This is a genomic window from Rheinheimera sp. (assembly GCF_036568245.1).
Taxonomy (GTDB): Bacteria; Pseudomonadota; Gammaproteobacteria; order Enterobacterales; family Alteromonadaceae; genus Alishewanella.
The window spans coordinates 1-13,887 of sequence record NZ_DATCSY010000166.1 but is presented as its reverse complement, the minus strand read 5'-3'; the positions used below and the strand labels follow the sequence as shown (position 1 = coordinate 13,887).

General features: G+C 53.3%; 16 protein-coding genes. 4 read left to right on the top strand and 12 right to left on the bottom strand.

Annotated elements, in window-relative coordinates:
- Window positions 1–216, bottom strand: a 216-nt coding sequence (locus tag VIN66_RS07175) for a hypothetical protein (protein WP_331923340.1), incomplete at its 3' end; no start/stop codon positions are given.
- 88 nt (window positions 217–304) lie between these two features.
- Window positions 305–994, bottom strand: coding sequence for a pirin family protein (locus VIN66_RS07170; protein WP_331923339.1), 690 nt, complete (start codon window positions 992–994; stop codon window positions 305–307).
- Between the two features lie 168 nt (window positions 995–1,162).
- Here VIN66_RS07170 and VIN66_RS07165 point away from each other — a divergent pair, with 168 nt between their 5' ends.
- Window positions 1,163–1,708 (top strand): NADPH-dependent FMN reductase, encoded by a 546-nt coding sequence (locus VIN66_RS07165; RefSeq protein ID WP_331923338.1) that lies wholly within the window; start codon window positions 1,163–1,165, stop codon window positions 1,706–1,708.
- A gap of 7 nt (window positions 1,709–1,715) precedes the next feature.
- Here VIN66_RS07165 and VIN66_RS07160 read toward each other — a convergent pair whose 3' ends face one another.
- Window positions 1,716–2,027: a hypothetical protein gene (locus VIN66_RS07160; RefSeq protein ID WP_331923337.1), complete on the bottom strand. Its 312-nt coding sequence runs from the start codon at window positions 2,025–2,027 to the stop codon at window positions 1,716–1,718.
- A 124-nt stretch (window positions 2,028–2,151) separates the two neighbouring features.
- Here VIN66_RS07160 and VIN66_RS07155 point away from each other — a divergent pair, with 124 nt between their 5' ends.
- On the top strand, window positions 2,152–3,090 hold the full coding sequence (locus tag VIN66_RS07155; protein ID WP_331923336.1) for an alpha/beta hydrolase: 939 nt from the start codon (window positions 2,152–2,154) through the stop codon (window positions 3,088–3,090).
- A 34-nt stretch (window positions 3,091–3,124) separates the two neighbouring features.
- On the opposite strand, the gene VIN66_RS07150 is transcribed toward VIN66_RS07155, so the two are convergent.
- Window positions 3,125–4,549: a M14 family zinc carboxypeptidase gene (locus VIN66_RS07150; protein ID WP_331923335.1), complete on the bottom strand. Its 1,425-nt coding sequence runs from the start codon at window positions 4,547–4,549 to the stop codon at window positions 3,125–3,127.
- Window positions 4,550–4,775: 226 nt separating this feature from the next.
- Between VIN66_RS07150 and VIN66_RS07145 the strand changes: the two genes are divergently transcribed.
- Together VIN66_RS07145 and VIN66_RS07140 are read left to right on the top strand one after the other, a co-directional pair.
- Window positions 4,776–6,167 carry a Na+/H+ antiporter NhaC family protein gene (locus VIN66_RS07145; protein ID WP_331923334.1) on the top strand — a complete coding sequence of 464 codons (1,392 nt, stop codon included), beginning with the start codon at window positions 4,776–4,778 and terminating at the stop codon, window positions 6,165–6,167.
- Window positions 6,164–6,844 carry a M15 family metallopeptidase gene (locus VIN66_RS07140; RefSeq protein ID WP_331923333.1) on the top strand — a complete coding sequence of 227 codons (681 nt, stop codon included), beginning with the start codon at window positions 6,164–6,166 and terminating at the stop codon, window positions 6,842–6,844. Before VIN66_RS07145 ends, VIN66_RS07140 begins: the two co-directional genes overlap by 4 nt.
- Before the next feature lie 4 nt (window positions 6,845–6,848).
- Here VIN66_RS07140 and VIN66_RS07135 read toward each other — a convergent pair whose 3' ends face one another.
- The 8 genes from VIN66_RS07135 to VIN66_RS07100 form a co-directional block, all read right to left on the bottom strand.
- Complete coding sequence (locus tag VIN66_RS07135) at window positions 6,849–7,268, bottom strand: hypothetical protein (RefSeq protein ID WP_331923332.1); 420 nt, start codon at window positions 7,266–7,268, stop codon at window positions 6,849–6,851.
- Between the two features lies 1 nt (window position 7,269).
- The gene (locus VIN66_RS07130) at window positions 7,270–8,586 is read right to left on the bottom strand and encodes a FliI/YscN family ATPase (protein WP_331923331.1); all 1,317 of its coding nucleotides are present in this window, start codon (window positions 8,584–8,586) and stop codon (window positions 7,270–7,272) included.
- Entirely contained in the window at window positions 8,573–9,211 is a 639-nt protein-coding gene (locus tag VIN66_RS07125; protein ID WP_331923330.1) for a FliH/SctL family protein, read from the bottom strand. The genes VIN66_RS07130 and VIN66_RS07125 overlap by 14 nt, the downstream gene beginning before the upstream one ends.
- Window positions 9,212–9,214: 3 nt before the next feature.
- Window positions 9,215–10,234 carry a FliG C-terminal domain-containing protein gene (locus tag VIN66_RS07120; protein WP_273021472.1) on the bottom strand — a complete coding sequence of 340 codons (1,020 nt, stop codon included), beginning with the start codon at window positions 10,232–10,234 and terminating at the stop codon, window positions 9,215–9,217.
- Window positions 10,215–11,933, bottom strand: coding sequence for a flagellar basal-body MS-ring/collar protein FliF (fliF, locus tag VIN66_RS07115; RefSeq protein WP_331923329.1), 1,719 nt, complete (start codon window positions 11,931–11,933; stop codon window positions 10,215–10,217). Before fliF ends, VIN66_RS07120 begins: the two co-directional genes overlap by 20 nt.
- 10 nt (window positions 11,934–11,943) lie before the next feature.
- Window positions 11,944–12,264 carry a flagellar hook-basal body complex protein FliE gene (locus tag VIN66_RS07110; RefSeq protein WP_331923328.1) on the bottom strand — a complete coding sequence of 107 codons (321 nt, stop codon included), beginning with the start codon at window positions 12,262–12,264 and terminating at the stop codon, window positions 11,944–11,946.
- A 7-nt stretch (window positions 12,265–12,271) separates the two neighbouring features.
- Window positions 12,272–13,585, bottom strand: a complete 1,314-nt coding sequence (locus VIN66_RS07105) for a sigma-54 dependent transcriptional regulator (protein WP_331923327.1) — start codon at window positions 13,583–13,585, stop codon at window positions 12,272–12,274.
- A 17-nt stretch (window positions 13,586–13,602) separates the two neighbouring features.
- On the bottom strand, window positions 13,603–13,887 hold a 285-nt coding region (locus VIN66_RS07100; protein WP_331923326.1), incomplete at its 5' end, for an OmpA family protein.

Sequence of the window (13,887 nt, the reverse complement as noted above, 5' to 3'; positions counted from 1 at the left end):
CAGTAAATCAGGAATGATACCGATCACCTGGTTCTGTGGTGGCTCTGTATAGATGTACGGCGGAAAATGCGGGTAGTAGACGACAAACCGCAGCACCGGCGGCATGATTTCCGCCTCGGGTAATGCAGTTTTTTCTGGCGTGCTGACTGCAGACATGGCCGGGCCAGCCAGTGCTGACGCGGCCAATAAAAGTACAGCGACCAGATAGCGTTTCATCTACAACATCCTGTTGTTATCTGGTCTCAGTCTGGCAGAATGTTAACAAAATACCAGTCTGACCATCCATCTTTTTGCTCAAGCGCCGTTACGGCAGGTCAAATATCAGCGCTTTGCTGTCAGCCGTTGCTTTTAACTGCAATGCCGCCTGTTCGCTGATTTTAATACCATCGCCTGGCTGCAGCGTATGGCCTGATACGTCAAGCTCACCCGTTATCAGGTGAATATACACTTTACGCCCGGCAGCCAGCGCTAACTGCTGCTGGCCGGCTTGTGCCAGTATCAGCTGATATAAAAATGCATTCTGCCGCACTACCAGACTGCCATCCCGGCCGTCCGGCGACAGGATCAGCGTTAACCCTTCACGTTGACCAAAGTCTTTTTGCTGATACCCCGGCTCACCACCGAATTGATTCGGCTGGATCCAGATTTGCAGAAACTTCAGCTGTTCTGCGTTACTGGCATTAAACTCACTGTGGTAGATGCCCCGGCCGGCACTCATCAGCTGGAACTCGCCTGCCGGCAGTACTTCGGTATTACCTGCCGAGTCTTTATGGGCAATTTTACCTGTCAGTACCAGGCTTAAAATTTCCATGTCTTTGTGACCATGGGTGTCAAAGCCCGCACCTGGCGCAACTTTATCGTCGTTGATCACTCTGAGTGCTGAAAAGCCCATTTGCGCCGGATCATAATAACTGGCAAACGAAAACGTGTGCTGACTCTGTAACCAACCGAAATCTGCCTTGCCGCGATCAGCTGCATATCTCATCTCAAACATTTTGTTATCTCCTCAAATAAGTTCACATTACCTAAGCAGAGTAGTCGCTGAGCTGTAGCAGAAAAAGCGGAATAATTTGCGCTTCATGTTCAAATAATTTGAACCCAGGCCAAAGCGTTGAACCTAAGCTACACTGAACAGTCGTTACAGCAAACCAGGGAGTAAACAATGAGTATTAATGTGCTGGCTATTTGTGGCAGCTTGAGAGCCAAATCCACCAACCGCGGTTTAGTGCGCTACGCTCAGGCGCATGCGCCTGACGGTATGAAAATTCATATCGCAGATTTAATGGAAGTCCCCTTTTACAACTCTGATCTGGCAGAAAAGCCAGCTGCCGTTAAACAATTGCTGCAACAGATGGGCGAAGCTGATGCGCTGATACTGGCCTGTCCGGAATACAACTATTCGCTGGCACCGGCGCTGAAAAATGCGCTGGACTGGGCATCGCGCGAACCGGATAACCACCTGCTGAGCGGTAAACCGGTGGCCATTATGGGCGCCGGCGGCGGCATGGGTACCAGCCGGTCACAGTATCATCTGCGTCAGGTATGCGTATTCTTAAACCTGCACCCGTTAAACCAGCCGGAAGTGTTCTCAAATGCCTTTGCCGGCAGTTTTGATACTGATGGCAACCTGATAGACGAAAAAATACAAGGCCTGGTGCGTAAGCAACTTGATGCATTGTTAAGCTGGCAGCAGCAATTAACCCGCTAAAAAGGTTTTAGCCCTCAGGCTGAGCGCTGGTTTCAGCCTGAGATTTACCCGCAGTAACCACACACTGCCAGCCCCAGCCGCGTTGTTTTTCGGCAAACTCTGCGGCTTTTTGCTCGCAATAACCTGCTTCGCTGCTGGCGCGCCACAGCACACTGCTCTGGCCATCTTTACCGTAATGCACTTCACACGGCAGCTCTGTGCCCTCGGGGTACACCACTTCAATGACCCGCACCGCATCACCCAGCTGACAGTGGGTGGCCTGATTTTCTGCTGCCGCCAACATAAATGGCATTAAGGCTGTCAGTAGTATTAGACGCATAATGTTCTCCGGTTTAAAATTGAAACCGCCAAAGTATAGCAAACACCCTGCATTAATATTCAGATACGGCCATACTAGCCATATGCTGCATTGCAGCTGCCTTTTACCTGTTTTGGGATCTCAGATGAAGCTACTTGCCTTGCTGTTATTGCTGCTGTTTAGCAGCCAGTTGTTTGCCAGCCTGCCAAAGGTCAAAAGCGGCCGTATTGAACGTCTGCAAGGCTTCAGTTCGGTGTTTATTCCGCCGCGCAATATCGATATCTGGTTACCCGACGACTACAGTGCAGCACAGCGTTATGCCGTAGTGTATATGCATGACGGCCAGATGCTGTTTGACGGCAACAGCAGCTGGAACCAGCAGGAATGGCGGGTGGATGAAGTGGCAGCCGCACTGATGGCAGAAGGTAAAACCCGGCCTTTTATCGTCGTGGGTATTTTTAATGCAGCCGCCCACCGCCATAGTGAGTATTTCCCGCAAAAACCGTTTCAAAGCTTATCGGCAGAGCAGCAACAGGCGCTGTATCAGTTAACACAGGGCGAGCAGCAACCGCTGTTTACTGATGCTGTGTACTCCGATAACTACCTGAAATTTCTGGTGCAAGAGCTAAAGCCTTACATCGACAGTCATTTTAATGTGTTGCCTGATGCGACCAATACCTTTGTTATGGGGTCGAGCATGGGCGGCCTGATATCGATGTACGCCATCAGTGAATACCCCGGCGTTTTTGGCGGCGCGGCCTGTTTATCAACCCACTGGCCCGGTGTATTTGCGCAGGATGATAATCCGGTGCCGGCTGCATTCTTTGCTTACATGCGCCAGGCGCTGCCAGTCGCAGGTAAGCATAAACTGTATTTTGATTTTGGCACCGCTACGCTGGACGCCTGGTACCCGCCACTGCAGGCGCAAGCGGATGCCATTATTAAAAGTAAGGGTTACACCGCAGCAGACTGGCAAACACTGCGTTTTGACGGCGCAGAGCATAGCGAACACGCCTGGGCAGAGCGTTTGCATCTGCCACTGACGTTTTTACTCGGCACTACAACCACAGAGCGCAGCAACTAAATGCATCCGGCAATTTAGCCCCGGCTGCAAAATACTATGTGCCCAGCGGGTTTAACAGCTTACCGCTACTGACATCAAGCAGCTGACCGTTCAGCAGTGCCCGCTGCACACCCTGTTCGTTGCGCAGTAAAAAGGTTGCCAGCCGGTAACGCTGCGGCATTTTACCGTTTAGCCCTTTCGGGTTTATCACTACCGGCAGGCCGCTGTTATTGGTCAGCAAAGCCGCATCGCCACTGAAATGGCTGTAGCCTTCGCGTAGCAGTGCCAGATAAGCAGCTTTATCCAGAGTCAGTGCTTTGGTCAGGCTGTACGCCTTAGGCGCCTGATAACTCAAACCGGCAACATCCAGCTGATGATAAGCGCCATAAATAGATAAATCGCCGATGTCGCGGATGCGGGCGATTTTGTCTGCTTCAAGATCTAAATCCAGTGCCAGGTCCACTTTGGCGTTGTGGCCGTTAACACTGATGTTCAGATTGCTTAGCAGCACGTCTTTAATGCCGCCATCGCGGTTAAACGGAATGGCCTGATAAGCACTGAGTGATTGCTGCTGATAGGCACCGCTGCCGATACTTTCAATGCTCATCACCAGTAACTGGGTATTCAGCCGCCGTGCAACCTGGCGGTTGTCATCCTTCGGGTGGCCGCCGGATTCAATCAGCACGGTACTAATGCCCATGCCGGCAAAGGTGTCACCAAAAGAGCGCCACGAAAAAGTATCATCGTACTTACCCAAATAACCCGGCAGTTGCTCCGCCATCAGGTCGGCCATATCGCCAATCAATTGCATGGCTTTTTTTCGCGCGGCGTCGATGTCTTTGGCGTCGTTAAACGCTGGTGCCAGCAACGAAATCGTGGTTTGTTTATTGCTGTCGCCTGCGGCATAAAACCGGTTTTGATCGTGCAGGTTTAAGCCAAAGTCCGGTTTAAAGTCTTTCGCCGCCTGCATCAGCAAGCGCCCTTCCGGGCTTTGCAGCGCTTTGGCATCGCGGTTGATATCAATACCCATGCTGTTAAAGCGGGTGTTCGCTGCTGCCCCATCCGGGTTTACCATCGGGATCAGCCGCAGTGTTACTTTATTTAGCCAGTTATCGCGCCACGGTTGTTGCTGATCAGCACTGATAAAGTTCAGTAAGTCCATCAAAGCGGCTGTCGCTGTGGCTTCATCGCCATGCATTTGCGACCACGCCAGCACTTTTACCGGGCCGGTGCCGATATCAATCTGCCAGATCGGTGTGCCCAGTGCCGACTGCCCGAGCTGCTTAAAGCGGAACAGCGGGTTATGCTGATGCAATTGCAGCAGCGGCGCTATGTCGCTATGGGTGAGTTGAGGTTTGTCCAACCCCGTTTGTTTTATCTGCTGATAATCGTCTGCCGACAAACTGCCTGCTGTCATTGCCTGTACCGCCGTGGTTAAACTGAATAATCCGGCCAGAAGCCACCGTAACGCATGCTGCATAATGCACCCCTGCTTAACTGCTTTCGCCTGGTAGCATCGCGCAATTCTGTTAACAATTGCAAGTAAAGCGACTGCCAGCAAACTGCTGCACAGCGCCATCTATCGCAATCGGCTGCAATGCCCGCTTCATCGCAAATGCCTGCGCAGTGCTTGCGACAGTAAAGCACAACCGGTATAAATTATTCAGCATTTACGCGAAACAGAATAATAATAGCAGGAGGCCATTTTGGCTGATTGGTTAACCCTCATTCCGGCGCTGGTCGCCATTGTTGTAGTATTGTGGCGCAAAGAAGTGATCCTGGCGTTGCTGTTGTCATTGTGCAGCGCCGAACTGCTGATTTTTTTGCAGGCCGGCCAGGGTGCCGGGGCTGGCTTGCTGCTGGACGGCGGCATTCAAACGCTGGAACGTATTGTTGCGGTAACCAAAGATGGCGACAATGCCCGTATTCTGATGTTCTCGTTACTGGTAGGCGGCTTGCTGGCCTATATGCGCGACTCGGGTGGTGTATCGGCTACGGTGAAATTGCTGGTCGATAAAGGCATTGCCAAATCAGGCCGTCAGGCTGGTTTACTGACGTTTTTTATCAGCTCTGTAACCTTTATCGAGTCTAACCTAAGTTCGCTGACAGCCGGTATCAGCTCACGGGGTTTATTCGACAAGTTCAAAATGAGCCGGGCACGGCTGGCATATATTATCGACAGTACCAGTGCGCCTATCTGTATTATTATTCTGCTTAATGGCTGGGGCGCCTATATTCTCGGCCTGCTCAGCACTTATTCCCTTGGGGAAAGCCCGGTATCAGTACTGATCGGCACTATTCCGCTTAACTTTTATGCGTTGTTTACCCTAACCGTGGTGCTGTACACCATTATCAGCGGCAAAGTATATGGCCCAATGCGCAAAGCCGAGCAAGAGTTACACACACTGGCGGCGCACACGGAAATAGACGTACCGCCGAGTAAAGCCAGCTTTATGCTGGTGCCGCTGTTTACCTTAGTGGCATCCATGATCGGCTTTATGCTGATGACCGGCAATGGCCGACTGGTGGGTGGCTCGGGTTCACAATCAGTGCTCTATGCCACGACGCTGGCCTGTTTAGTCGCCTACTCTATGATGTTGGTCAGTAAGCGCTTTAAGCATCAGCAGCTGGTTGATATTGGCTTTAAAGGCATGAGCGAATTACTGCCGCTGGTCACCATAGTACTGTTATCACTGGCGCTTGGCAGCAGCCTTAAACTGCTGGGCACCGGTACTTTTATTGCGTCCATCGTTAACGACAGCTTGCCGCTGGTACTGATACCGGCCCTGCTGTTTTTAGCCGGCGCATTGATCTCGTTTACCACCGGCACCAGTTGGGGCACTTTTGCCATACTCATTCCGATCGGCATGCCTATGGTCGAACTGCTGGGGCTGCCGCCGTCACTGGTGCTGGCAGCCATTTTAAGTGGCGGTGTGTTTGGCGATCACTGCTCGCCGATTTCCGACAGTACCGCGGTTAGCTCAGTCGCATCCGGCTGTGATTTACTCGAACACGTAAAAACCCAGCTACCTTATGCATTATTTTGTGGTGTACTGGCATTGCTGGCCTTTTTAACTGCCGGGGTATTAATGATATGAAAACTCTGACACTGATCGCTATGCTCCTCGGAAACGGTAGCGGAACACTACCTGTATCAGAGGTACCCGAAGATTTTACCGATATCAGCACATTAAGCGCCGATATTCAGGTGCATATGGCGTATCTGGGTACTAATAACTTTGTTGGCAGCCGTGTTGATGGCTATCAGGCCAATAAATGCTTCCTGCAGCGTGACGCTGCCCAAGCTCTGGTCAAAGTGCAGCAGGCCGCTACGGCGCAGGGGCTTACGCTTTGGGTGTACGACTGCTACCGGCCCCAGCGGGCAGTAAACCACTTTATGCGCTGGGCCAGCGATTTAAGCGACACCAGCACCAAAGCGCAGTACTACCCCAATCTGCCTAAAGATAAACTGGTCGGCGAGTATATCGCGGAAAAATCCGGCCACAGCCGTGGCAGCACGGTGGATTTAACGCTGGCACAAAAAGACGCTGCCGGTAACTGGCAGCCACTGGATATGGGTTCAAAGTTTGATATGTTTGACCCCGTGTCCAATGTTGGCGCCGAGGGTATTACCAAGCAACAGCAGGCAAACCGGCAACGGCTGGAAAGCCTGATGCTGGGCGCTGGCTTTAAGGTATACAACATGGAATGGTGGCACTTTACCCATCAGCCACCGGCCTACACCGACCGCTATTTTGATTTTATTGTAAAGTAGCCAGCTACAGCGCCGCACGCTGGCGCTGAAACATCTGCATCGCCAGTTCATCCTGCTGCTTTTGTTCACGCCGCTGCAGCTGTATCAGCTGCTGTTGCTGGCGGTTATCCAGAATTTGCTGTAGCGCCAGATTATAGGCGGCCTGTTTGCTGCAGGCTTGCTGCTGGCGGCTGGCCTCCTGCTCGGCCTGAGCGCTACGCTGCTGTTGCTGCTGCGCCATATCCTGCAAAATATGTTTTAAACCAGACAGGTTTTGTAAGCTCAGGCTGCAGCGCATCTGCTGATTACTTTCCATCGCATCGATATGCTGTGCCAGTAACTGCGCACGCTGCTGTTCAAAATCTGCCTTCTGCTGCAGCTGGCCGTGGCGGCTGCGCATAATGTCGAAGTTATCCTGTTGCGTCTGCAAATATTTTTCCAGCATGCTACACCGCCAGCTTCGTCAGTTGTTGTTCTGTCTCGGCAAAATCGACCTGCTCGTTCAGGCCCTGACACAAAAATGCTTCTATTTTCGGGTACATTGCCACGGCATTATCCAGCTCAGTATCTTTGCCTGGTTGATAAGCGCCCAGTGGGATCAGTTCCTGAATTTGCTGATAGCGGCTGTATAGCCTTTTTAAGCTATAACAACTTTTCAGCTGGGTCGCTGACACAATATTCGGCATAACGCGGCTTATCGACGCGCCGATATCAATGGCCGGATAATGGCCGCGCTCGGCCAGTTGCCGGCTTAATACAATATGGCCATCCAGAATGGCGCGGGCGGCATCGGCTATCGGGTCCTGCTGGTCATCCCCTTCTGCCAGTACGGTATAAATGGCGGTCATGCTGCCACTGCTGTCACTGCTGTTGCCAGCGCGCTCCACCAACTGGGTTAATTTACTGAATACCGAAGGCGGGTAACCGCGCGTGGCCGGTGGCTCGCCTACCGATAAGGCTATTTCGCGCTGCGCCTGGGCATAACGGGTAAGAGAGTCCACCAGCAGCAATACGTGCAGGCCCTGATCGCGGAACCAGGCCGCCAGCCGGTGCGCCAGCTCAGCGGTGCGCATCCGTAGCAGTGGCGACTGATCGGCCGGTGCCGCTACCACTATGGCTTTTTTCATGCCATCCGGCCCCAGGCTATGCTCGATAAAATCTTTTACTTCCCAGCCACGCTCGCCCACCAGGCCTACGATCACCACATCAGCACTGGTAAAGCGGGTCATCATGCCAAGCAATTTACTTTTACCGACGCCTGAGCCGGCAAACAGGCCCAGTCGCTGGCCCTGCCCCACGGTAAACAGGCCGTTGATCGCTTTAATGCCCACATCCAAAGGCGTAGTGACGCCCTTTTTCTGCATCGGGTTAACGGCCATATTCTGGCTGCTGATTTGCTCACCGCGTTGCAGCGGCGGGCCATCATCAAGCGGTTGCAATAAGCCGTCTACCACGCGGCCAAGCAAGGCATGGCTGACCGTCAGCGCCGGTTTGGCCTGTGGCCGCACGCGGGCACCGGTGGTCAGCTCACTGGCATCGGTCAGCGGCATCAAAAATGCCTGTTCGCGATCAAAGCCCACCACTTCAGCTTCAATCCAGTGTCCGGCCTGACCTTCAACCTGATAACGCTGCCCCAAGGTGTACTGGCCGCCCGCTACCGTCAGTAGCATACCGTTTACCCGTACCAGGGTGCCGAAGCTCTGATATAAAGGCCCGGGTTGCAGCTGAGTGGCAGCCTGCTGTAGCCGGTTAAGTACCGTCATGGCTGTTGCCCAGTAATTGTTGCTGTACCTGCGGTAACAAACTGTCTAAACGCTGGCGAAAATCAGCCAGATGCAACTGCGACGCGCCAACAAACACCGCACTGCCGGTCGCCAGCTTACTATCAGCCTGCAGTGTCACAGTACCCAGTGCGGTTTGCTGCAGCTGCTGCCACCAGGCCAGATCCTGCGGCGACAGCCGTATCGCACTGATGTGTTCATTAACCTGCAATACCGGCAACAGCGTGTTTATCGCTTGCTGCAAATGCGCCGGCTGTAAGCTCAGCTCGGTCTCCAGCGTCAGTTCGCTTAGTTTACTGACCAGTTCATACACTGCCTGCGCCAGTTGTTGTTCCTGCTGCTGATGATGTTGTTGCAACTGCTGTTCAAGCTGTTGTAATTGCTGCGCAAACTGCTGGCGCAGCTCCGTCACCGCGTTTTGCAGCTGGCTATCAGCCTCGGCACGGGCAGCCTGCTCGGCTTGCTGTTTAAGCCGCTGCTCTGCGTCTTCAGCACCCAGCCGCTTGCCTTCTGTCAGGCCACGCTCAAACGCCTGCTGCAACTGCAGCTCGATAGCGGGCAACGATACATCGCGCTGCACGCCGGGAAAGCGATACAGATCGGCCATAACTTACCCCAGCGTCGCTTCTTCGTATAAGCGGTAATCGACTTCGTTTTTCGCCATCATCTGGCGGATCATCCGCATAATTTCGGCCCGCGCCGCTTCTACCTTGCTGACCGCCTGCGCTTTGGTGTTCTCAATTTGCTGACGGTACACCTGTGCCAGGCGCTTGGGCAGTGCCGACATAATGCTGTCCAGCATGGCCGGTTCGCAGCCTTTTAACGCAACGACCCACAGCTCGTCCGGAATTTCGTTCAACAAGTAAGCCAGTACATCTTCGCTTTGCCGGGCCAGCGAGGCGAAATCATACATTTTATCCTGTACCGCTTCTGCAGTCTGGGCGTTGTGTTGTTTCAGCAGTTCCATTACCTCGGCCTTATTGCCGTTGTAACGGTTCATGATTTCGGCCACTTTCTCCACGCCGTTTACCCGCGCACCGACCTGTTCACCAACAAACTCGATACAGGCTTCCAGTGTATGACGCAAATCATCCATTACATGTTCGCTGACTTCGCGCAGGCTGGCGATGCGGAACAGAATGTCGTCGTGTTTTTGTTTCGGGAATAAGGCGATAACTGCCGATGCCTGCTCCGGCGGTAAAAAGGCGAGCATTAGCGCCTGCATCTGCATATGTTCCTGCTCTAAGAAACGGGCCAGCAGCTCTGGCGGCACCCATTCCAGCCGGCGTAAGTCATCAACCAGAGCGCCGCCGTAGATATCGTCCAGCATGCCACGCGCCAGTTTACGCCCGACGGCTTTATCCAGCGCCCGCTCCAGATATAAGCGGGAAGCACCACTGACACCGCTTTCATTGCGGTAGCAGTCAAAAAAATCGGTCAGGATCAGCGCAACATCATCCTGGGTGACGTTGGTAATTTTTGCCATCCGCTCGGACAACGCTTTTACTTCGTGCCGGCTTAGCTTTTTGATAATGCCGGCAGCGTTTTCCTCGCCCATGCTTAGCAGCAAAATGGCCGCCCGATCCAGATCGGTAATAGTGCGGCTATGTTCAGGCTTTAGTTGATTCAATGCTGACTCCTCGCTCTACCCAATATTTAATCACGGCGGTTACCCGGTCAGATTCTTTGCTGGCCAGTAACTGCATATGTGAAATCTGTTCGGCAAACTCCGACCCGACCTGTGGCAGGTTAATCGCGTTAAAGCCAGGTTGCGGCATGTCATCGGCTACGGCAGCTGTCTCTTCTACTGCCCGGGCGTCGGCTTTGGCGCTAAGCAGAGACGGCGTGTCATCAGCGCTGGCAAAAGGGCTGACGGCGTCAGGTTCACGCTGTTTTTTACCGCTGATCAGGTGATTAACCAGCGGCCGCACACCAAATAAAATCAGCGCCAGTGCAATTAAGCTGCCAAATACATAACGGGCATACTCTTTTACTTCAGGCAGTTGCCACCACGGCAGGCCGCCCTGCACGCCAGTGGTTTCTGCCGGGGCAACAAAGCCAAAACTGGTGATATTAAACTGGTCACCGCGTTCAGCCTGAAAACCGGTGGCGGTTTTGACCATTTCGCCCAGCTGTTGCAACTGCGCTTCGCTCCAGCCGGTATCACCCGATGCAGCCTCATTCACCAGCACCGATACGCTCATCGACTTTAACCGGCCAACTTCAAACTTGGTGTGGGTCACCGCCCGGCCATTGTCAAACTGGCGGCTGCTTTCATTGCGCTCAGACGTACGCTGATTATCATCGCCGCCTTGCTGATCCGCCGGTAACGGCGGCTGATTCGCCAGCGAGCCTGGGATCCCCATTGCCAACTGATCCTGCATGGTATCGGTTTTAATCGATTCAGACCGTACCACTGACGCCGGGTCTATCGCTTCACGGGTTTCTTCTACCACGCTGAAATCGACATCAGATGACACCTGAATACGGTAGTTGCCCTCGCCGAGGATCGGCAGCAACATAATGGCGGCGCGCTGCTCAATGTTGCGCTCGAGCTTCTGGATAAAGGCGAGTTTTTTATCTGTTTCTTTGCCGATTGGCGCTTCATCGTACAAGTCGCCGGTCAGCAGCTTACCGCTTTGGTCTACCACTGACACTTTACGCGGATCCAGCCCCGGCACACTGCCGGCAATCAGGCTGACAATGGCTTCAACCTGGGTTGGCTTCAGCTCATAGCCCGGAGCCAAATCCACCATCACTGACGCCGCCGATTTCTCTTCCTGCCGGCCAATAAATAAACTGCGTTTGGGCACCGCCAGATGCACGCGACTGTTACGCACGCCGTCCATAGTAATAATGGTCCGGGCCAGTTCACCTTCCAGCGCGTGCTGATACTGCATTGACTCCATAAACTGGCTGGTACCCATGGTTACCTTGTCACCTATGGTCGACAAGCCTTCCGGCATTGCGGCTTTTATACCACGGGCAGCCAGGGTGATACGGGCATCGGCTAAGCGGTCTTGCGGTACCATGATATTACCGGTGTCGGTATCAATACGAAATGCGACTTTTTCTTTATCAAGGATCTCCAGAATACCGGCTTTGTCATAGTGTTCCTGATTGCCATACAGTGGCACATAGTTTTTCGCCGAGGTCCATAAAATCAATACTATGGTTGCTGCCACGAGCGTCGCCAGCAAGGCAATAGACGCCATGCTGCGATCGCCACCGGGCAACCAGCTGAACCGGCTGGACAGATTAATCACTTTCTCGCGGAAGTTACCTTCAATCGCTGCCGCAGGCATTTTCTTTACCACTTCGCCTTTCATTGCCTTGTCCTTACAGTGACATCCGCATTACATCGTCAATCCCGCTCATAACCTTGTTACGTACCTGCAGCAGCATCGAAAAACTCAAACTTGCCTTCTGGCTGGCTACCATGGCGCCAATGACATCATCACTGCTGCCGGTATCAACCGCCGTCATCATGTCCGCGGCAATGTTCTGCTGCTGGTTGATGTTGCGGATCACGGCGGAGAAGTCATCACTGATCCCCACACTGTTACTGGCAGGCGCAATGCGCTCACTACCGGCAACCTGTTGCAGTTTGGTCATCATTTCCAGCATCTGGCTCTGGCTGTCTATTGGTGAAATCATCATAGGGTCCTTAAGAGGCTAATGCGTCAATGTCGACACCATGCTCACGCATGGCGGCCAGTTTGTAGCGCAGTGCACGGGTACTGACACCCAGGGCTTCTGCGGTACGGGTACGGTGGCCGTTAAATTTCTGCAGCAAATCCAGAATGTAGTCAAATTCAGCATTCTGTTTGCTTTGCTTGAGCAGGCTGGCACAAATTGCTGCTGCCTGCGGGTGACAACGGGGTAAATTCAGGTCGGCAACCTGCAGCTCAACACCACGGGCCATCACCAGCGCCCGTTGCATCACGTTTTCCAGCTCGCGCACATTGCCCGGCCAGTTATATTGCAGCATCACATCTGCCGCTTCCCGGCTTAACCGGTACTTGCCATTGCCATATTTTTTAATGAAAAACTCCGCCAGTGGCAGAATGTCATCCCGCCGCTCACGCAGCGCCGGCCAGCTCAGCGGCAGCACGTCCAGACGGTAAAATAAATCCTCACGGAACAAGCCCTGCTCTACCTGGCTACGCAGGTTTTTATTGCTGGCTGCAATGACACGGATATCCAGCTTAATACGGTTGTTGCTGCCCAGCCGCTCCACTTCACGCTCCTGCAATACCCGTAGCAGTTTGGCTTGCAGCGGCAGCGGCAGCTCAGAAATTTCATCCAGCAAGATGCTACCGCCATTGGCGGCCTCAAATTTACCAATTTGCTGATTCACTGCACCGGTAAAAGCGCCCTTGTTATGACCAAACAGCATCGCTTCCAGCATATGTTCAGGGATAGCGGCGCAATTTACCGCGACAAAAGGTTTGTCTGCACGGTCTGATGCCTGGTGAATAAAGCGTGCCAGCCGCTCTTTACCCGTACCGGATTCTCCCAGGATCAGCACGCTGGCTTCGGTTTGCGCCGCGCGGTTGGCCAGTTGCAGGATCTGTCGGCTGGCATGTGATACAGCCACCAGATCTTTTAACCCTTCGCTCATCGCTGTGGCGTTGCGCACCGATGTTTTTACCTGAGAAGGAAAAAAAGGTTTAAGTAAATAATCAATTGCGCCGCTTTGTAAGGTTTCAGACGCCAGCGCACTTTGGTTTGAGTCAACCATACTGATAATCTGCGCGCCGGGCAGCTTACGGTGCACCAGAGCAACCAGGTCCGGCAACGCCATTTGTGTCATGCCACTGTCGATAAAAACCAGCGCCGGCGTGTAATCCTGACACAGGCTGACGACCTGCGTCACATCAGCAGCATGCAGCAACTGATACCCTTCAGTGCTAATGCACTGACGCACCTCGCTACAGGGTGCTTGTTGCTCTATCCATAACACATAAGGTGATTTCATGGGGAGTCAGATCCTGCTCAGGAAGTGGTTCGGATTAACCGGATAGACACCCGGCGGTTAGATTGTTCAGCTTGGCCCTGCGCCGGTACCAGCGGGTAGCGGTTACCATGCGCCCGGATTTCCAGCATGCTGGCTTTGACACCCAGCTCTATCAGTCTGGATGCCACTTCATCAGCGCGCTCCTGCGATAGCATACGGTTGGCCAAAGGCGTGCCGACATCGTCGGTGTGGCCGTCGATCAGAATTTTTTTAATGCTGTTGTCCAGCTGCAGATAACGCGCCAGTTTCTGTAAACTGGGCAG

Coding starts and splice junctions, on each gene's coding strand:
- VIN66_RS07170 (WP_331923339.1), bottom strand. CDS start 994: ATGTTTGAGATGAGATATGCAGCTGATCGCGGCAAGGCAGATTTCGGT.
- VIN66_RS07125 (WP_331923330.1), bottom strand. CDS start 9,211: ATGGCCGATCTGTATCGCTTTCCCGGCGTGCAGCGCGATGTATCGTTG.
- VIN66_RS07150 (WP_331923335.1), bottom strand. CDS start 4,549: ATGCAGCATGCGTTACGGTGGCTTCTGGCCGGATTATTCAGTTTAACC.
- VIN66_RS07140 (WP_331923333.1), top strand. CDS start 6,164: ATGAAAACTCTGACACTGATCGCTATGCTCCTCGGAAACGGTAGCGGA.
- VIN66_RS07155 (WP_331923336.1), top strand. CDS start 2,152: ATGAAGCTACTTGCCTTGCTGTTATTGCTGCTGTTTAGCAGCCAGTTG.
- VIN66_RS07105 (WP_331923327.1), bottom strand. CDS start 13,585: ATGAAATCACCTTATGTGTTATGGATAGAGCAACAAGCACCCTGTAGC.
- VIN66_RS07130 (WP_331923331.1), bottom strand. CDS start 8,586: ATGACGGTACTTAACCGGCTACAGCAGGCTGCCACTCAGCTGCAACCC.
- VIN66_RS07165 (WP_331923338.1), top strand. CDS start 1,163: ATGAGTATTAATGTGCTGGCTATTTGTGGCAGCTTGAGAGCCAAATCC.
- VIN66_RS07160 (WP_331923337.1), bottom strand. CDS start 2,027: ATGCGTCTAATACTACTGACAGCCTTAATGCCATTTATGTTGGCGGCA.
- VIN66_RS07110 (WP_331923328.1), bottom strand. CDS start 12,264: ATGATGATTTCACCAATAGACAGCCAGAGCCAGATGCTGGAAATGATG.
- VIN66_RS07135 (WP_331923332.1), bottom strand. CDS start 7,268: ATGCTGGAAAAATATTTGCAGACGCAACAGGATAACTTCGACATTATG.
- fliF (WP_331923329.1), bottom strand. CDS start 11,933: ATGAAAGGCGAAGTGGTAAAGAAAATGCCTGCGGCAGCGATTGAAGGT.